Annotated in this window: 15 protein-coding genes, 4 pseudogenes and 2 riboswitches; of the genes and pseudogenes, 16 read left to right on the top strand and 3 right to left on the bottom strand. The window is 41.4% G+C overall.

What is annotated here, in order from left to right:
• The first annotated feature begins 42 nt into the window (after positions 1-42).
• A riboswitch (glycine riboswitch) is annotated at positions 43-131 on the top strand.
• Positions 132-134: 3 nt separating this feature from the next.
• Positions 135-230, top strand: a riboswitch (glycine riboswitch).
• Positions 231-359: 129 nt separating this feature from the next.
• The 3 genes and pseudogenes from gcvT (at position 360) to gcvPB (ending at position 4,289) form a co-directional block, all read left to right on the top strand.
• Positions 360-1,459, top strand: a pseudogene (gene gcvT, locus MUN89_RS11135) (glycine cleavage system aminomethyltransferase GcvT).
• Positions 1,460-1,480: 21 nt separating this feature from the next.
• Positions 1,481-2,833: an aminomethyl-transferring glycine dehydrogenase subunit GcvPA gene (gcvPA, locus tag MUN89_RS11140; RefSeq protein ID WP_244707737.1), complete on the top strand. Its 1,353-nt coding sequence runs from the start codon at positions 1,481-1,483 to the stop codon at positions 2,831-2,833.
• A complete protein-coding gene (gcvPB, locus tag MUN89_RS11145; protein WP_244707739.1) occupies positions 2,826-4,289 on the top strand; it encodes an aminomethyl-transferring glycine dehydrogenase subunit GcvPB in 1,464 nt (487 codons plus the stop codon). Before gcvPA ends, gcvPB begins: the two co-directional genes overlap by 8 nt.
• Positions 4,290-4,479: 190 nt before the next feature.
• On the opposite strand, the gene MUN89_RS11150 is transcribed toward gcvPB, so the two are convergent.
• The gene (locus MUN89_RS11150; protein WP_244707740.1) at positions 4,480-4,866 is read right to left on the bottom strand and encodes a rhodanese-like domain-containing protein; all 387 of its coding nucleotides are present in this window, start codon (positions 4,864-4,866) and stop codon (positions 4,480-4,482) included.
• Between the two features lie 404 nt (positions 4,867-5,270).
• Between MUN89_RS11150 and MUN89_RS11155 the strand changes: the two are divergent.
• The 4 genes and pseudogenes from MUN89_RS11155 to MUN89_RS11170 form a co-directional block, all read left to right on the top strand.
• A pseudogene (locus MUN89_RS11155) lies at positions 5,271-6,065 on the top strand (ribonucleotide reductase N-terminal alpha domain-containing protein); the annotation flags it as partial.
• Between the two features lie 341 nt (positions 6,066-6,406).
• Positions 6,407-8,185 (top strand): annotated as a pseudogene (locus MUN89_RS11160) (vitamin B12-dependent ribonucleotide reductase); the annotation flags it as partial.
• 135 nt (positions 8,186-8,320) lie between these two features.
• Positions 8,321-8,752 carry a transcriptional regulator MntR gene (mntR, locus tag MUN89_RS11165; RefSeq protein ID WP_244707742.1) on the top strand — a complete coding sequence of 144 codons (432 nt, stop codon included), beginning with the start codon at positions 8,321-8,323 and terminating at the stop codon, positions 8,750-8,752.
• A 205-nt stretch (positions 8,753-8,957) separates the two neighbouring features.
• Positions 8,958-9,845, top strand: a complete 888-nt coding sequence (locus MUN89_RS11170; protein ID WP_244707744.1) for a patatin-like phospholipase family protein — start codon at positions 8,958-8,960, stop codon at positions 9,843-9,845.
• A 17-nt stretch (positions 9,846-9,862) separates the two neighbouring features.
• Here the strand turns inward: MUN89_RS11170 and MUN89_RS11175 are convergent, their stop codons facing one another.
• Complete coding sequence (locus MUN89_RS11175) at positions 9,863-10,261, bottom strand: SA1362 family protein (protein WP_244707746.1); 399 nt, start codon at positions 10,259-10,261, stop codon at positions 9,863-9,865.
• A gap of 30 nt (positions 10,262-10,291) precedes the next feature.
• Complete coding sequence (locus MUN89_RS11180; RefSeq protein WP_244707747.1) at positions 10,292-11,245, bottom strand: DUF1385 domain-containing protein; 954 nt, start codon at positions 11,243-11,245, stop codon at positions 10,292-10,294.
• Positions 11,246-11,377: 132 nt separating this feature from the next.
• Here MUN89_RS11180 and MUN89_RS11185 point away from each other — a divergent pair, with 132 nt between their 5' ends.
• From MUN89_RS11185 to spoIIIAE, 9 genes and pseudogenes are all read left to right on the top strand, one after another.
• Positions 11,378-11,887: a YqhR family membrane protein gene (locus tag MUN89_RS11185; protein WP_244707749.1), complete on the top strand. Its 510-nt coding sequence runs from the start codon at positions 11,378-11,380 to the stop codon at positions 11,885-11,887.
• A 53-nt stretch (positions 11,888-11,940) separates the two neighbouring features.
• Positions 11,941-12,387: a type II 3-dehydroquinate dehydratase gene (gene aroQ / locus MUN89_RS11190; protein WP_244707751.1), complete on the top strand. Its 447-nt coding sequence runs from the start codon at positions 11,941-11,943 to the stop codon at positions 12,385-12,387.
• Between the two features lie 4 nt (positions 12,388-12,391).
• The gene (locus MUN89_RS11195) at positions 12,392-13,453 is read left to right on the top strand and encodes a M24 family metallopeptidase (RefSeq protein ID WP_244707752.1); all 1,062 of its coding nucleotides are present in this window, start codon (positions 12,392-12,394) and stop codon (positions 13,451-13,453) included.
• Between the two features lie 27 nt (positions 13,454-13,480).
• Positions 13,481-14,038: an elongation factor P gene (efp, locus tag MUN89_RS11200; protein ID WP_244707754.1), complete on the top strand. Its 558-nt coding sequence runs from the start codon at positions 13,481-13,483 to the stop codon at positions 14,036-14,038.
• A gap of 200 nt (positions 14,039-14,238) precedes the next feature.
• Positions 14,239-15,191 (top strand): annotated as a pseudogene (gene spoIIIAA, locus MUN89_RS11205) (stage III sporulation protein AA).
• Positions 15,160-15,669, top strand: coding sequence for a stage III sporulation protein SpoIIIAB (spoIIIAB, locus tag MUN89_RS11210; RefSeq protein WP_244707755.1), 510 nt, complete (start codon positions 15,160-15,162; stop codon positions 15,667-15,669). The pseudogene spoIIIAA and the gene spoIIIAB overlap by 32 nt, the downstream one beginning before the upstream one ends.
• Before the next feature lie 17 nt (positions 15,670-15,686).
• Positions 15,687-15,893 carry a stage III sporulation protein AC gene (gene spoIIIAC / locus MUN89_RS11215; RefSeq protein ID WP_244707757.1) on the top strand — a complete coding sequence of 69 codons (207 nt, stop codon included), beginning with the start codon at positions 15,687-15,689 and terminating at the stop codon, positions 15,891-15,893.
• A gap of 6 nt (positions 15,894-15,899) precedes the next feature.
• A complete protein-coding gene (gene spoIIIAD / locus MUN89_RS11220) occupies positions 15,900-16,298 on the top strand; it encodes a stage III sporulation protein AD (protein ID WP_244707759.1) in 399 nt (132 codons plus the stop codon).
• Between the two features lie 16 nt (positions 16,299-16,314).
• Positions 16,315-17,478 (top strand): stage III sporulation protein AE, encoded by a 1,164-nt coding sequence (spoIIIAE, locus tag MUN89_RS11225; protein ID WP_244707761.1) that lies wholly within the window; start codon positions 16,315-16,317, stop codon positions 17,476-17,478.

Below are 17,478 nucleotides of genomic sequence, written 5' to 3' on the forward strand. Positions count from 1 at the left end.
AGGTTAGTATGTCCAATATAAACTTATAAAATACTAATGCGAATGACTGCAGGGGGAGAGACTACGAATGTAGCGCCGAAGGAGCAAACAAAGTATGTGAATCTCTCAGGCAAAAAGACCTCTGTAGGACGCGGCTCTGGAGAGAGTTTACCACGTGTAGACCACCCAAGAAGCAAATGACTTTGAATCCGCTTTCAATAGTTGTGAAACTTTCTGGTGAATGGACAGAGACTCCTAACGATTTGTTGGAGTCTCTTTTTAATGCAGAAATATTGTAATCGATTCTCTTGATTAGAACAGCGATTCGTATTTTGCAGCTGATCGAGAGGCAGCGAATAATAAACGGGAGGAATGACAGGATGGCTGAATTAAAGCGAACCCCTTTGTATCCAGAGTATGAAAAAGCCGGTGCCAAAACAATTGATTTCGGGGCTGGGACTTACCGGTCCAATTTACCAGTATAAAAGGAGAACACGAAGCTACTCGCACGAAGGCTGGTTTATTTGACGTTTCCCATATGGGTGAAGTGAAAGTGCAAGGAGAAAACAGCCTGGCTTTTCTTCAAAAAATGCTGACAAATGATGTCTCAAAACTCACTCCTGGAAAAGCACAATATACCATTTTGTGCTATGAGAGTGGAGGAACTGTAGATGATTTAATCGTTTATATGCTTGATGAAGAGGAATATTTACTGGTCGTTAACGCAGCTAATAGGACAAAAGATACAGAATGGCTGAAAAAACACCAGCCGGATGGTGTGACGATTGAAGATGTATCAGATGAGTACGTACAACTTGCCATTCAAGGACCGAAAGCTGAGGAAGTGCTTCAAACAATAACAGAATATGACCTCAGTCAAATTAAATTTTTCCGTTTTGCAAAAGATGTGAAAATTTTTGGAGTTAACGATCCTGCACTTGTCTCCAGAACCGGTTATACAGGAGAAGATGGTTTTGAAATCTACTTACCTTCCGGATCAGGTCCAGCTCTTTGGCAGTCGATATTGAAAGCAGGGGAAGAATACGGAGTCCAGCCAGTTGGTCTTGGAGCGAGGGATACGCTTCGTTTTGAGGCTAATTTAGCTCTTTACGGCCAGGAACTGAGTCCAGAAATTTCCCCGCTTGAAGCGGGCCTTTCATTCGCTGTTAAGCTGAACAAAAATTCAGATTTTATTGGGAAAGAAGCGTTGAAAAAACAAAAAGAAGCCGGCTTATCCCGTAAACTAGCGGGTATTGAAATGTTGGATAAAGGGATTCCCCGTACGGATTATGAGGTGTTTGACGGCGATGAAAAAATTGGATTTGTTACAACTGGTACACAATCTCCGACCTTAGGGAAAAATGTCGGGCTTGCTCTGCTCAACAGAAAGTACACGGAGGAAGGGACAGAGGTGGAAGTACAAGTTCGTAAAAAAAGATTAAAAGCGAAAGTCGTGGCCACACCTTTTTACAAACGATAAGAATTTCGAGGGGGAAGAAAAATGGAATTTCGATATTTACCAATGACTGAACAAGATAAAAAGGAAATGCTTGATGTAATTGGCATTGACACGACTGAAAAATTGTTTGCAGATATTCCGGAGAAGGTTAGATATAAAGGCGATCTTACGATTAAACCACCAAAAAATGAATTTTCACTAATGAAAGAATTGACACAGTTAGCTGAAAAAAATGTAAATGTAAAATCCCACACTTCTTTTTTGGGAGCAGGGGTTTATGATCATTACATCCCTTCCATTGTGGACCATGTTATTTCAAGATCAGAATTCTATACAGCTTACACACCTTATCAGCCGGAAATTTCTCAGGGTGAATTGCAGGCTGTTTTTGAATTTCAAACGATGATATGTGAGTTAACGGGAATGGATGTAGCGAATTCCTCCATGTACGATGGAGGCACGGCTCTTGCAGAGGCTGTCAATCTTTCGGCAGGGCATACAAAGAAAAAGAAAGTTTTAGTCTCTAAAGCTATTCATCCAGAATCACTCGCTGTTATTCATTCTTATGTTAAAGGCCCTAACCTTGAGATTGTAGAAATCGATCATAAAGAAGGATTGACAGATCTTAAGCAATTGGAAGAGGAAATTGATGAAAACACGGCTGGTGTAGTCGTGCAGTACCCTAACTTTTTTGGGCAGGTGGAGCCGCTTTCGAAGGTTCGTGAAATTGTAGATACAGAGACGAAAGCCATGATGATTACATCAAGCAACCCGCTTGCTTTGGGTTATTTGACGCCTCCAGGGGAGTTTGGAAGTGATATTGTTGTTGGGGATACCCAAGTATTTGGTATTCCAGCTCAGTTTGGCGGGCCGCATTGTGGTTATTTCGCCACCACTAAAAAGTTAATGCGGAAAGTGCCGGGACGTTTAATAGGACAAACCCAGGATGAAGAAGGCCGTAGAGGGTTTGTATTGACACTGCAGGCCAGAGAACAGCACATCCGCCGGGATAAAGCGACTTCTAATATTTGTTCCAATCAGGCGTTGAATGCCCTTGCATCTTCGGTTGCGATGTCCTCACTCGGAAAGCAAGGGCTTAGAAAAATGGCATGGATGAACATACAAAAAGCCCAATATTTAAAAAATCAGCTTGAAGCTGCAGGTATGATGGTAGCTTTCCAAGGGTCATTATTTAATGAAGTTGTTGTGAAAGGGACGAAATCACCTCAGGAAATTAATCGAAAGCTCCTTGATAAAGGTTTTATCGGGGGATACGATTTAGGACAAGTTGACGAAAGCCTGGAAAACCATATGCTGATCGCCGTCACTGAAGTTCGTACAAAACAAGAAATTGATGAATTCGTTAAAGAATTGGGGGCCATCCAACATGACTAATCAAGACTTCCCGCTAATATTTGAATTAAGTCAGGAAAGCAGGACCGGCTATAGTTTACCAGAGTTTGATATACCTGAAAGTAACATTGATGAGATGCTTGGGGATGAATATGTTAGAAAAAGCGAGCCGGCGCTCCCGGAGGTTAGTGAACTGCAGATAATGCGGCACTACACCGCTTTATCAACACGCAACCATGGAGTAGATTCAGGCTTTTATCCGCTCGGCTCATGTACGATGAAATATAATCCGAAAATGAATGAAGATGTAGCGAGGCTGACAGGTTTTAGTCACATCCATCCGTATCAGTCCATTGATACGGTACAGGGAGCGCTGGAACTAATGTATGATTTACAAGAATCATTAAAGCAGATAACTGGAATGGATACTGTGACCTTGCAGCCTGCCGCTGGAGCTCATGGAGAGTGGACAGGATTAATGATGATTCGGGCCTACCATGAAGCCGGCGGAGACTACAATCGTACGAAAGTGATTGTCCCTGATTCTGCTCATGGTACGAATCCAGCTTCAGCGACAGTGGCAGGTTTTGAAGCGGTTACTGTAAAGTCAAACGATAAAGGATTAGTCGATCTCGAAGATCTAAAACGTGTAGTTGATGAACACACGGCCGCTTTGATGCTTACGAATCCGAACACACTGGGGTTATTTGAAGAAAATATTGAAGAAATGGCAGCCATCATTCACGAGGCCGGAGGAAAACTTTATTATGACGGCGCGAATTTAAATGCCATTTTAGGATATGCGAGACCTGGAGATATGGGTTTTGATGTCGTACATTTAAATCTCCATAAAACATTTACTGGTCCTCACGGCGGTGGTGGTCCAGGATCAGGCCCGGTAGGAGTGACTGAAGAACTGGCAGCTTATTTGCCGAAACCGCTTCTCGTCGAAGAAGAAGGGAAATTTGTATTTGATTACAATCGTCCTCAGTCTATCGGAAGGGTTAAGCCTTACTATGGAAACTTTGGAATTAATGTGAGAGCTTATACGTATATTCGCACAATGGGTGCTGAAGGATTGAAGAAAGTTAGTGAATATGCAGTATTGAATGCGAATTATATGATGAGGCGCCTGCAGGAGCAATACGTGCTGCCATTTGATCAGCATTGTAAGCATGAATTCGTACTTTCCGGAAAAAAACAGAAGAAGTTAGGGGTGCGGACTCTTGATATTGCGAAACGGTTATTGGACTTCGGTTATCACCCACCTACCATTTACTTCCCGATTAATGTCGAAGAGGCTTTAATGGTAGAACCAACAGAAACTGAATCTAAAGAAACATTGGATGCTTTTATTGATGCAATGCTTCAAATTGCTGAAGAAGCTGTTGAAAATCCTGAAAAAGTCCAGGATGCTCCTCATACGACGATCGTGAGCCGTATGGATGAAACACAGGCCGCTCGTAAACCAGTCTTATCTTATGCAAAAGAAAAGTAAATCGAACTCAATCAGCTGTAAGGCAAGTTGACTGAGGAAAACACACATAACTTCCTGCGCTTGCTGCTGCGAAAAAGTAGAGAAGAATTCATTTCTCTACTTTTTTGTGTGTCCATAAAAAAGAGGGCAGGTTTAAAATAAACATTCCCCGTAGTCCTTGTAAGAGAAGTAGGATTACGGGGAATCATTGTTATTTCTTCTTTTTAATTTTTCCTGTCCATTTTTTGAATCCGCCTTGAAGTACATTCAAGTCTTGGTAGCCTTTTTTGTTCAACATCAGTGCTGCTCGAGTCGAGCGTGTACTGTTTTGGCAGTAAAGGTACACAGGCTTGTCTTTACGAATTTCCATCAGCCGGTTTCGCATTTGAGACAGCGGGATATTGCGTGCCCCTAATATATGGCCGCCTTCAAATTCTTTTGGTTCCCGGACGTCGATCAATTGGGCTTTTCGATAACCCTGACGAAACTCTTCCTCCGACAAAGTCGTGACAATTTTTCTAGCTTTCAGGAATCTATACAAACTAAAAGCAATTAAGACGATAAGTATGCCTAACAAGATCCAAAAGTTCGTATCCATTTGATTTCCCCCCATTCTCTTTCCCTAATCTATTATAGGATTGAAATCGTCGCTTTTCAAAGAATTTTTGATTTCCTGCTGCTTATGAAAAGCTTGAAGGGAGGGAGAAAAGGAGTTTTATTTTTGCAACGTAGAAAAAACCCTGTCTAGTAAGAAAAACAGGTGGATTGCTTTCCTTAGCTTGCAAAGGCTTTTCATTTCTGACGTTTCAACAATTGACAAAATTCGATATATCCGTTCAAAGGATACTATATATAGAAAAAAGTTTTTAAATAAACACAATATATTGATTAAAGCTGAATAAATGTGGTATGTTACTTATAAACAATAAAGTAATTGTAAACCGACAACAATAGATAAAGCAACTCGTAAATTATTATTATTCGTAAGGGAGAGGTTTTTAGATGCACACGACTGCCACTGATGAAACCCATGCAAAAATTAACGTGGATCGCTTGAATGCAGATATCAGGCAATTTCCTCAAGTTCACGAAATTACTTCGGACATGCACTTGACCCACCGCGGGGTCTCACGACTCGTTATGCTGGACCGTTACGCATTTAAAGATACGGAAAAGCTGACATTAGCTGAAGGAGATTTTGTCGTGCTGACGGTCAAGGACGACCCTAAATTTCCAGCTAGAGGATTTGGATTTATCGAGTCCATTAATTGGGAAAAACATGAAGCTGTTGTGAAAGTGGAGAATGAATTTGTCAATGTGCTGGACCATGAAGAAGAAAGGCAGACAGGTCTGATTACACGAAACCTCGACACTATTGATAAGCCTCTTGAAGTTTTTTATGAACAAATAGCTAAACGAAACGCAACCGGGCTTGCTGAGGTCGAAGAAACGGAAGAGAAAAAGAATAAAAGCTTCGACCGCTTCTATCAGGAACTTTCTGAGATGAACTTTATTCCTGCGGGGAGAGTTCTCTATGGGGCAGGTTCAAATACGGATGTCACCTACTTCAATTGTTATGTGATGCCGTATATTCAGGACTCGAGGGAAGGAATCTCGGACCATCGGAAACAAGTGATGGAAATCATGTCAAGAGGCGGGGGTGTCGGAACAAACGGTTCCACTTTAAGACCGCGAAATACATTGGCAAGAGGCGTAAATGGAAAATCATCCGGCTCTGTTTCGTGGCTCGATGATATTGCCAAGCTCACACATTTAGTGGAGCAAGGAGGATCCCGTTAACACCATGGCGGGATTAAAATCTCGTGAATTGCTGGAACCCCCTTAGAGCCTGGTTAACCACAATGTGACTGGTAACAGTAAGCATGAAGGTATAAAAATAATCAGGATTGGGCAATCAGCAGCTAAGTATCTCTGGAAATGGAGATAAAAGTTCAACGACTATTGAAATTCCCTAAGGAGTCATTTCTATGGGAAGAGTAAATCATAAGGATGGCAACGTCTTTATGAGGCGCGAGACAAAGTGACTTTCACTTTGATGATATAGTCTGACCTTGTATGAAAGTACAAGAGCCTGGCAGAAATGACCCGGCCCTTCAATAAAGAAGTGTAACAAAATGCGTGGAGCACAGATGATTATGCTGGCGGACTGGCATCCGGATATTATTGAATTTATTATTTCTAAAATGCAGAACCCTAGAATTTTAAGGTTTTTAATTGAAAATACAGAAGATGAACTCATCAAGCAATTGGCGAAGGATAAGCTGAAATTCACCCCGCTTACAGAAACGGAGAAAGATTTATACCAAAGTGTCCTAAACTACAAAACGATGCCGGGACAGGGCGGATTTACCGATAAAGGTCTTGGTGAAGCTGTAGATAAACTAAACACTGGGGGAACGTATACCGTACACAATCCTGATTTTCTGACCGGCGCCAATATTTCCGTTTGTATTACGAAAGAATTTATGGATGCAGTGGAAAACGATGAGAACTACACGCTTCGTTTTCCAGATGTTGAATCCTATACCCCGGAAGAAATGAAGGTCTACAATACAGAGTGGCAGAACAGCGGAGATGTACGTGAGTGGGAGACCCGAGGGTTTGGCATTCGCAATTACCGTACGGTACGTGCAAAAGAATTATGGAATTTAATTAATATTTGTGCTACCTATTCTGCAGAACCAGGGATTTTCTTTATTGACAATGCCAATGATAAAACAAATGCGACCGCCTACGGCCAAAAAGTAGTAGCGACTAATCCATGTGGGGAACAGCCGCTTGCCCCGTATTCAGTATGTAATCTTGCCGCTGTGAATCTTGCATCTGTTGCGGATAAAGGCGCAAAGAAAGTTGATTATGAAAAGCTGGAGCGCATAGTAAAGACCGGGGTAAGAATGCAGGATAATGTTATTGACGCTACGCCTTACTTCCTGGAGGATAATAAAGTACAGGCGCTGGGAGAGCGGCGTGTTGGTCTTGGCGTGATGGGCCTTCATGATCTTCTCATCTATTGTGAAACAGAATATGGGTCTGAAGAAGGAAATATCCTCGTGGATAAAATCTTTGAGACGATAGCGACAACGGCTTATCGAGCCTCAATAGAACTAGCGAAGGAGAAAGGCAGCTTCCCATTTTTGCAAGGAACAACTGAACAGGAAACGAAAGAGCTGCGCGAACAATTTATTTCCACAGGCTATATGAAGAACATGCCTGAAGATATTCGGGATGGCATAAGAAATTACGGGATTCGCAATTCCCACTTGCTGACTGTAGCCCCAACTGGAAGCACAGGTACTATGGTAGGAGTGAGTACAGGACTTGAACCTTATTTTTCCTTTTCCTACTTTAGAAGCGGCAGGTTAGGTAAGTTTATTGAAGTAAAAGCAGACATTGTAAAAGAATATTTAGAAGAGCACCCGGATCAGGATCCTGAGAATCTTCCGAAATGGTTTGTCACTGCCATGACGATGAGCCCGGAAGCTCATGCTGATACTCAGTGTGTTATTCAACGCTGGGTCGACAGTTCTATTTCCAAGACAGTCAATGCTCCAAAAGGCTATGCAGTGGAACAGGTTGAGAAAGTGTATCAGCGCCTATACCGAGGTGGAGCTAAAGGCGGAACGGTCTATGTCGATGGCAGCCGGGACAGCCAAGTTCTCACTTTGAAGGCAGAAGAAAATGAATTTGAAGGGGAGCAGACAGAATTTGACTTCGAAGAAGATAAGAAACCGAGAGTCGTATTAATGGATACGGTTCATGAACTAGATAAAACAAAGGTCACGATCGGTTCTGAAGTCGGAGATACATGCCCGGTCTGCCGTGAAGGAACAGTGGAAGATATAGGCGGATGTAATACTTGCACGAATTGTAATGCTCAATTGAAGTGCGGGTTATAATAAGCGATAAAGAAGCATCGGTAACTACAGACCGATGCTTCTTTATTAATCAGTCATTGCTTGTCAGCTTAAGGAAACTAGTGTATCATTTTTATGGAGAATGTACATAAAGACAGGCAATATTGGGGGTTTAACATGCCAACACCAAGCATGGAAGATTACATTGAACAAATTTATATACTCATAGAAGATAAAGGATATGCTCGTGTATCCGACATCGCAGAAAATCTCCAGGTTCATCCTTCCTCTGTGACAAAAATGGTTCAGAAGCTGGATCGAGATCAATATTTAAATTATGAAAAGTACCGGGGGCTTATCCTGACTCCGAAAGGAAAGAAAGTCGGAAAGAGGCTGGTCTACCGTCACGAACTACTAGAACAATTCTTAGAAATCATTGGTGTGGATTCGGATAATATTTACGAAGACGTAGAAGGAATCGAGCATCACTTAAGCTGGAACTCGATTGATCGAATTGGGGATCTTGTCCAGTATTTCGATGAGAACTCAGAACGAGTTGGTGAATTAAGAGAGGTACAGCGTAAAAACGAAGAACAAAATGAAGAATAATGTGAACTTCAGCTTGTAGATAAATACTCTTATCTGCAAGCTTTTTTATATATTCGCCTATGAAAGGAATCATTCGGAAATTGTTCGACATATCTAAGCTGATCTGTCTTTATGACAATAGATGTAGTGTTCACGATCTTCCTTTATTCCTGTTCTAATTACACTTCCTCCCGTTTATACATGAAGTAAAAGCGGGGTGAGTGGAATGAAGGTTGATGGAGTGTTTTCTGGCGGGGGTGTTAAAGCTTTAGCATTTGCAGGAGCTTATGAAGTTCTTGAAGAAAATGGGTATACCTTCGCGCGTGTTGCTGGAACTTCAGCAGGTGCGATCATGGCCAGTTTAATTGCTGCGGGATATTCAAGCCAGGATCTCCAATCGCTATTAAAAACTATTTCGCTGGAGGATTTAATAGACGTCCCCGTTCCAGAGCGGTTTTTTCCTTTCTCGAAGTGGCTGCTTCTTTATTATCGGATGGGTTTATATAAGGGTAACCGATTAGAAAAAATCATAGAAGGCTGGCTGGAAAACAAAGGGGTCCGGACTTTTTCCGATATACCAAAAGGAACCTTAAAGGTCGTCTGCTCAGACTTAACATTAGGGAGAATGATTGTAGTTCCCGATGATTTAAAGCCGGTCTATGGAATAGATCCAGCCACGTTTTCCGTAGCAAAAGCGGTGAGAATGAGTGCGGGGCTGCCTTATTTTTTCATGCCGGTAAAATTACATGGAAAAAAAGGAAAATCCATTATTATCGATGGCGGAGTACTAAGTAACTTTCCCATCTGGATTTGGGATAATGGAAAAGGGGCGCGTAAACGCCCTATACTCGGAATGCAGCTAAGCGACCCGCCTGACAAACTTCCGGAAAGAAAAATCCGTAATGCCATCCAAATGTTTCATGCTCTCTTCAAAACGATGAAACAAGCTCATGATGCACGGTATATTTCTCCCTCTACGAGTAAAGATGTAATTTTTATTCCAGTAAATGAAGTGAATACGACAGAATTTCAAATGACGAATGAACAGGAAGAACGACTACTGCAAATAGGAAGAACTCAGGCAGAAATGTTTTTAAAAAGATGGAGTAGATAAAAAAATCGAGCCCATTATTAAAATGAGGCTCGATTTTTACCTTTATTTTTATTTCCTTCAATTACGCGCAAGTGAGGGCTGTTGTTTCTTTTGCGCTTTTTCTTCCCGATAGGTGAAGGTTTAGCCATCTGAGGCTTGGCAGGGGTGCTTTTCTTAACAGTCGGAGCCTTATATTTTTGCTTGGACTGTTTTACTGCTTGTTTATATTTTTTCATTTCATTACGGTTGCCGCCAGCGAATGAACGGTTACGTAGAAAAATAAAGTAAATCGCTCCGTAGATTAAGACAGCGATACCGATCATCATGACAATTCGTGTAAGAAATCCGGTAGTATTAGTGAACAGTTGATTGGCTACATAGAAAACAGCAAGGGCAATAAGAGTGTAAATAACAGGGGTCATCCATTTGCGAAACATTTTATGTTCCTCCCTTCTGAATTAACTCGCCTAAGAAATCACCTTACTATTATATATACCACTTTTCTGGCGTTTTTTATCATTTTCGAGCACCTTCTTGAATGAATGGATAGCCACTTCCACTTGATCATCTTTCGGCTCTTTTGTAGTAAGCAGTTGAAGCCAAAGCCCGGGATAGCCTAAAACATTTAAAAGCGGTACATTTCGTACTTTGTTCGTTAACTGAAGAACCTCAAATGAGATTCCAATGACTACAGGGATTAATAAAACCCTGTTCAAAATTCTCCACCATAATGGATCAGTGGCGACAAACATGTAAACAAACATACCGACTATGACCGTAAATAGAATAAAACTTGATCCACAGCGATAATGCAGCCTGGACTGTTTTTGAACTCCTTCAACTGTCAGAGGGGCGCCGTTTTCAAATGCATTGATCACTTTGTGTTCAGCTCCATGGTACTGGAAGACCCGGCGAATGATGGGGGTCATCGAAATTAAATAAATGTAGACAAGCAGCAGCATGAGCTTGAAAAAGCTTTCCAGCATGATCTGACCAACATTACTTGATATCACTGGACTGAAAAAGTTCGCAACTACAGCTGGTGTAATGGTGAAAATGAGTTTACCAAACAGGAAGGACAATACTCCTAAAGCCCCTACACCTAGGATCATCGCCAGCTTTGATGTTTCTTCTTCACTTTTTATTTTCTCATCTTCATCAGGATGAACATCGTAACGTTCACTTGAAAAATTTAAATGCTTGGTTCCATTAGCACTTGCTTGAATCAAGGCCACCAGTCCGCGCAGAAAAGGGACTTTCTTTAGGCGTTTTGCTATTTTAGATTCTTTCCTATCGAGCTCAAAATATTCAATACTATTATCTTTTCGTCTCACGGCAGTCACATAACTCGTTTGGCCGGCAAACATAACACCTTCCACAACGGCTTGACCTCCGTAAGCAGTCTGTTTCTTTTCTCGCATCTCTACACCTCGTCATCCTTAGGTTCTTCCTTCTATTTTACCTTATTATGGCTGTAATCACTACCCTTTTACATAGAAAGCTAAGCATGAAAATTGTTCGACAGGATATGATAAAAACTGAGGTGATGAATGATGTCCGATAAAACACATGAACAGAATAAAAAAGAACCTGCCCAGAGCGTTTTATCTAAATCTTTACTCATAGGTTTTGTAGCTGGTGCTTTATGGGGAGCAATTGGAGTCCTTGCGTACTATTTTCATTTCACTCAAATTTCTGCTGCCTCGTTTATTTTCCGCTCCTACTTTCAAACCAGCTGGACAGGAACCTGGTTGGGAGAAGTTTTGGCTGTTATTGTGGTTGCCTTGTTGTCGATCATAACGGCTTTTATCTATTATATGTGTTTAAAACGAAAAAATGGCATGTGGCCAGGCGTGTTTTTGGCAGTCACTTTGTTTGTCCTGATTTTCGTTATTCTTGATCCCTTATTTCCAGCAGTGCCGGGAATTATGGATTTATCAAGTGACACCCTTGTAACGACAGGATGTCTGTTTTTGTTATATGGAGTTTTCATCGGTTATTCAATTTCTTATGAATATAACCAGTTCAACCATTCCGCGAATAATTATTCAAAAGAAGGATGAATATGATAAACTACACTTGTGTGACCTTTTAAGCAAGGAAGTGAAATGACCCGATGAAGCGATTACTTTTATTAAATGGTCCAAACTTAAATTTGCTTGGGCAGAGAGAGCCAGAAACTTATGGTAGTGAAACACTTCAGAAAATTATTGAACTGGTGAATGAGACGGCAGCTGAAGCCGGCTATGAGCTTGATCATTTTCAATCCAATCATGAAGGGGAACTGATTGATAAACTTCAGCAGTCTCAAAATAATGTATCCGGTATCATTTTTAACCCTGCAGCTTATACGCATACCAGTATAGCAATTCGAGACGCTGTAAGCGCGATTGATGTTCCTGTCATAGAGGTACATATCTCTAATGTACACAAGCGAGAAGCCTTTCGTCACCACTCCATGATTGCCCCGGTTTCTGCGGGACAAATCGTGGGCTTTGGGATCGAAGGTTACCGAATGGCAGCACACGGTCTTCTGAACATGATAGAAAAAGAAGGGAGATAGAGGAATGAATAGATTGGCAAAGCTTCGCGAAGCTTTACATGAAAATGGACTGGATGGGATGATTATCCAGAGTCCTAAAAACAGAAGATATATGTCAGACTTTACAGGTTCTTCAGGAGTTCTTCTCATTACTGGGAATGAAGCACTGATTATTACAGACTTTCGATATACTGAACAGGCAAGAGATCAGGCTCAAGATTTTCAGATGATTGAACATAAAGGCCCTATTTATGAAGAAGCAGGCAGACAGGTTTCCAAACTTGGTTTGAGTAAAATAGGATTTGAAAAAAGCCATGTTACATATGATGTTTACGAACAATTAACCAATCATTTAGAAGCGGAGCTTGTTCCAACTTCAGGATTGGTAGAGCGATTACGTTTAATAAAGACCGAAGAGGAACTTACTATTTTAAAAGATGCAGCCAAAATAGCGGATAAAGCATTTGATCATATTCTTGGGTTTATTAAGCCTGGTGTAAAGGAAATTGATGTTTCAAACGAACTGGAATTTTTCATGCGCAAACAAGGAGCTTCCTCCTCAAGCTTTGACATTATTGTAGCTTCCGGATACCGCTCTGCACTTCCCCATGGCGTTGCGTCAGAGAAAAAGATCCAGTCAGGAGAGCTCGTAACGCTTGATTTTGGCGCTGTCTATAAAGGCTACTGTTCCGATATCACACGGACAGTTGCTGTAGGAGAAATCAGTGACGAGCTTCATACGATCTACCAAACTGTTTTACAAGCCCAGTTAAAAGGAATAGAAGGATTAAAACCTGGAATCACAGGAAAAGACGCCGATGCCTTAACAAGAGATTACATCAACGAGAAAGGTTATGGACAATACTTTGGTCATTCGACGGGACATGGAATCGGACTGGATGTTCACGAAGGTCCAGGTCTGTCTTTCCGCTCTGATGTTACTCTGGAGCCCGGGATGGTTGTGACTGTGGAGCCGGGAATTTATGTTCCTCAGGTTGGAGGATGTAGAATAGAAGATGACGCAGTAATCACTGAAAAGGGAAATGAGCGGCTCAATTTTTCCAATAAAGAACTGATTACCCTGTAAGGCTAACAATAAAAGGGAGGAATTATTATGATTTCAGTAAACGATTTTCGTACAGGTTTAACAATAGAAGTAGACGGAGATATTTGGCAGGTGCTGGATTTTCAGCATGTCAAGCCGGGTAAAGGGGCCGCTTTCGTTCGCTCTAAACTTCGGAATTTAAGAAATGGGAACATTCAGGAGAAAACTTTCCGTGGAGGGGAAAAGGTAGAGCGTGCGCATATTGAAAATCGTAAAATGCAGTATTTATATGCCAATGGAGACATGCACGCGTTTATGGACACGGAAACTTTTGAACAAGTGGAGCTTCCAACGGCTCGAATAGAACAACAACTCAATTATTTAAAAGAAAACATGGAAGTTCAAATCCAGAGTTATCAAGGAGAAACGATTGGTGTAGAACTTCCGAATAACGTGGAACTTGAAGTCGTTGAGACTGAACCAGGTATTAAAGGTGATACAGCAAGCGGCGGTACGAAGCCCGCTACTCTTGAGACAGGGTTAATCGTACAGGTACCTTTCTTCATAAATGAAGGAGAAAAGCTACTGATCAACACAAGTGATGGAAAATACGTATCAAGAGCATAACCCGTGCACAGGATGTGTGCTGGTAGTCTTAATTATTTCAAGCATTTTGAAGCGGAAAAGCTGCTCCATTAAGGGGCAGCTTTTTTTGTTTCTCTTCATTCTACTATCTCTTAAATTCCCTCTATTTTATATCATTTGCAAGGCATAACTAGAAAGTAATCACATACATATGAAGTAAATCAAACCAAAGGAGTAAAAGGATGAAAGAGATTCTCCGCTTGTTCCCTGAATCATTCCAGCTGCTATTAGAGAAGCATGTGGACTGGTCCATAGTTCAGGAGCTGCGCTTAAGAATTCATCAACCCATTGAAATGCTAGATTCGAAGCAAAGATCCAAGGTCGGTCATCTTGCACTTACGGCAGCTGACTTATCGTATGTATTAAATCAAATCAGCCAGTTTTCTCTCTACCGATATAAAGATGAATTAAGAGAAGGATTCATTACAATTGAGGGGGGACACCGGGTCGGCCTGGCAGGCAAAGTCAACACCGAAAACTATAAAGTGGAAACCATTAAGAACATATCTTTTATGAACATCCGGATAGCCCGCGCTTCTGCAGGACAAGCCAAACGGTTCCTGCCCTACTTGAAAAAAGAGGGAAGATGGTGCAACACCTTAATCATAGGTCCCCGCATTCTGGAAAAACTACGCTCCTCCGGGAATTAACGAAGTGGATATCGACTGACCTACCCTATCAGGCTGCATCGAAAGTAGCTGTTGTGGATGAACGTTCTGAGCTTGCAGCGAGTCTTTCCGGCGTTCCTCAGCTTGATATTGGGGAGAGAACCGATGTGATGGATGCTTGTCCAAAAGCGGAGGGAATGATGATGATGATTCGATCCATGTCTCCGGATGTACTGGTGGTTGATGAAATTGGAGGGGAAAAAGACGCCGAGGCAATAAGAGAAGCAATTTATACAGGAGTAAAAATTATCAGTACCATTCATGGGCTGGATCTCCCTTCAATAATGAATCGCCCTTCAGCGAAAAAGCTGATTGAAGAAAACGTATTTGAACGCTTTATCGTACTGGAGAGATTGACCGAAAGAAAAGAGCGATTGGCCAGTGTATATGATCAAAACGGTCAGACGCTATTTCAATTAAAAGGGAGGGGTATTCGTGCAGTGGATCGGAGCCGCCCTCATTCTTAGCGTAACGACTTGGATAGGATTTGATGTAGCATCCAAATTCAAGAAAAGACCAAGTCACATTCGACAATGGAAAAATGCCTTGCAAATGATTGAAGCAGAAATGGTGTATGGTCAATCCTCGCTCTATGAAGTGTGCAGGAGTATTTCCCGAAATCTTCCTGCGCCAATTCATTACTTTTTTACAGATATCGTGCAGGATACGGAACCATGTCCTGATTTTTCAGAGCTTTGGACCGCAAAACTAAACAGTCATTGGCCCTTAAACGCTTTAACGAAAAGTGAACTTGAAATCCTTACACAGTTTGGCAAGACATTAGGTCAGCATGACTTAATTCAGCAGCAAAAACAAATTCAACTCACTCTTCATCACCTGGACAGGGAATTGAATGATGCTCTGGAGGTGTGTGACCAGTACCAAAGACTGGCTAGAGGAATTGGTGTATTAAGCGGAGTGCTCGTCATCATTTTAATTATGTAAAAGGGGGAAGGAACATTGTGCTTCAAGATGCGTCCATTTTGTTTCAAATTGCAGGTATCGGCATCATAGTCGCCATGATCCACAGTATTTTAAAACAGATGGGAAAAGAAGAAATCGCTCAAGTCGTAACGCTAACAGGATTCATTATTGTACTGTTTATCGTGCTGCACCGGCTGGCAGAACTATTTTCCCAAATAAAATCGGTGTTTCTCTATCAAGGATAATGCAGCATGAATATTATACAAATTGTCTCTCTTGGACTGGTTGCTGCTTTGCTCATTATTTTGTTAAAAGAGCAGAAGTCATCAGTAGCCTTTTTGCTCTTAATTTTTACCGTCATCGTCATCTTTCTATCGATACTTGATCAAGTAAAACATATTTTTACATTGTTGTCCTATATGGCTGAACAAGCGGATATAGAGCCGATTTATTTCAAAACCATTCTTAAAATTATCGGCATTGCCTATATTGCTGAATTTGGAGCCCAATTAATTAGAGATGCAGGTCTGTCTTCTTTGGCATCTAAAGTCGAGCTTGCGGGTAAACTTTTTATTCTTATGCTGGCTATACCTATACTGACAGCTGTTATCCAAACGATTTTAAACTTTATACCGGGACACACGGGGTAAGTTAGCGAGGTATCAAATGAAATCGATAACCTTTCTTATATGTCTGCTTGCAGGAATCTTTTGCTTGCCTTTGGCCGTTTCTGCTTCGACATCTGCAGATGCCGTCCCTTCTCTGGTGGATCATATTTCCACTCAGGAACTGGAGAAGAGCTGGGATGAGATCAACAATCAATATGGAGACTACCTGCCAACCTTTAACATGAATAATTTTCAGGACTTTCTTAACTCAGAAACACCTTTGCAATCCAACGATTGGTTGGCTGGAATGATGAAATTCTTCTTTCACGAATTGCTGCTTAATGGAAAGCTGTTGGCTTCCCTTTTGTTTCTTACACTATTCAGTACGCTGCTTCAATCCATTCAATCTTCATTCGAAAACAGTGTCGTAAGCAGAATTGCTTATATGGTCGTTTACCTAGTGCTCTTGACACTGGCACTCGAAAGTTTTCACCAAATCATTGAATATACACTAGATGCCATTGACCGGATGAGCAGTTTCATGATAGGGATCCTGCCACTGTTACTAGGGATTATGGCCTCTTTCAGTCATTTAATGTCCATTTCATTTTTCCACCCGATTATCGTTGCGCTCGTACAGTCGAGCGGGTTGCTGGTGAAGTATTTATTGATTCCTTTGTTTTCTACTTCCGCTCTTTTAGTCATCCTTGGATCTTTAAACGAAACTTACAAAGTCGACCAGCTCGCTGAATTGTTACGTAAAACGGGACTTGCGGCGATGGGGATCTTTTTAACTATCTTTTTAGGAGTCATCAGTGTACAGGGAACCGTAACAGCAGTTCAAGATGGCGTTACGATGAAAACAGCACGGTTTGTAACTGGGAATTTTGTTCCTGTTGTCGGAAGACTTTTCACTGATGCTACAGATACAATACTTGGTGCTTCACTCGTTTTAAAGAATACATTGGGGATTGCCGGGGTCGTCATTTTATTGGGAATTGCTATATTTCCTGCTATCAAAGTTTTTGCGATTGCAATCATTTACAAAATCGCAGCAGCGCTGCTTCAGCCTTTAGGCGACGGTCCAATCGTTCATGCAATGGGAGTGATCAGCCGCCATATCATGTATATTTTCGCTTCCTTGCTGATGGTTTCTATGATGTTCTTTTTAGTGATAGTCATTATGGTGGCAGCAAGCAATATTACTATGATGGTTCGATAA

It is taken from the genome of Halobacillus salinarum, from assembly GCF_022919095.1.
In the GTDB taxonomy this organism is placed as follows: Bacteria; Bacillota; Bacilli; order Bacillales; family Halobacillaceae; genus Halobacillus_B; species Halobacillus_B salinarum.

Bases quoted from the DNA above. Each gene is read 5' to 3' on its own strand.
- gcvPA (WP_244707737.1), top strand. From the start codon at position 1,481: ATGGAATTTCGATATTTACCAATGACTGAACAAGATAAAAAGGAAATG.
- gcvPB (WP_244707739.1), top strand. From the start codon at position 2,826: ATGACTAATCAAGACTTCCCGCTAATATTTGAATTAAGTCAGGAAAGC.
- MUN89_RS11150 (WP_244707740.1), bottom strand. From the start codon at position 4,866: ATGGATACGAACTTTTGGATCTTGTTAGGCATACTTATCGTCTTAATT.
- mntR (WP_244707742.1), top strand. From the start codon at position 8,321: ATGCCAACACCAAGCATGGAAGATTACATTGAACAAATTTATATACTC.
- MUN89_RS11170 (WP_244707744.1), top strand. From the start codon at position 8,958: ATGAAGGTTGATGGAGTGTTTTCTGGCGGGGGTGTTAAAGCTTTAGCA.
- MUN89_RS11175 (WP_244707746.1), bottom strand. From the start codon at position 10,261: ATGTTTCGCAAATGGATGACCCCTGTTATTTACACTCTTATTGCCCTT.
- MUN89_RS11180 (WP_244707747.1), bottom strand. From the start codon at position 11,245: ATGCGAGAAAAGAAACAGACTGCTTACGGAGGTCAAGCCGTTGTGGAA.
- MUN89_RS11185 (WP_244707749.1), top strand. From the start codon at position 11,378: ATGTCCGATAAAACACATGAACAGAATAAAAAAGAACCTGCCCAGAGC.
- aroQ (WP_244707751.1), top strand. From the start codon at position 11,941: ATGAAGCGATTACTTTTATTAAATGGTCCAAACTTAAATTTGCTTGGG.
- MUN89_RS11195 (WP_244707752.1), top strand. From the start codon at position 12,392: ATGAATAGATTGGCAAAGCTTCGCGAAGCTTTACATGAAAATGGACTG.
- efp (WP_244707754.1), top strand. From the start codon at position 13,481: ATGATTTCAGTAAACGATTTTCGTACAGGTTTAACAATAGAAGTAGAC.
- spoIIIAD (WP_244707759.1), top strand. From the start codon at position 15,900: ATGAATATTATACAAATTGTCTCTCTTGGACTGGTTGCTGCTTTGCTC.
- spoIIIAE (WP_244707761.1), top strand. From the start codon at position 16,315: ATGAAATCGATAACCTTTCTTATATGTCTGCTTGCAGGAATCTTTTGC.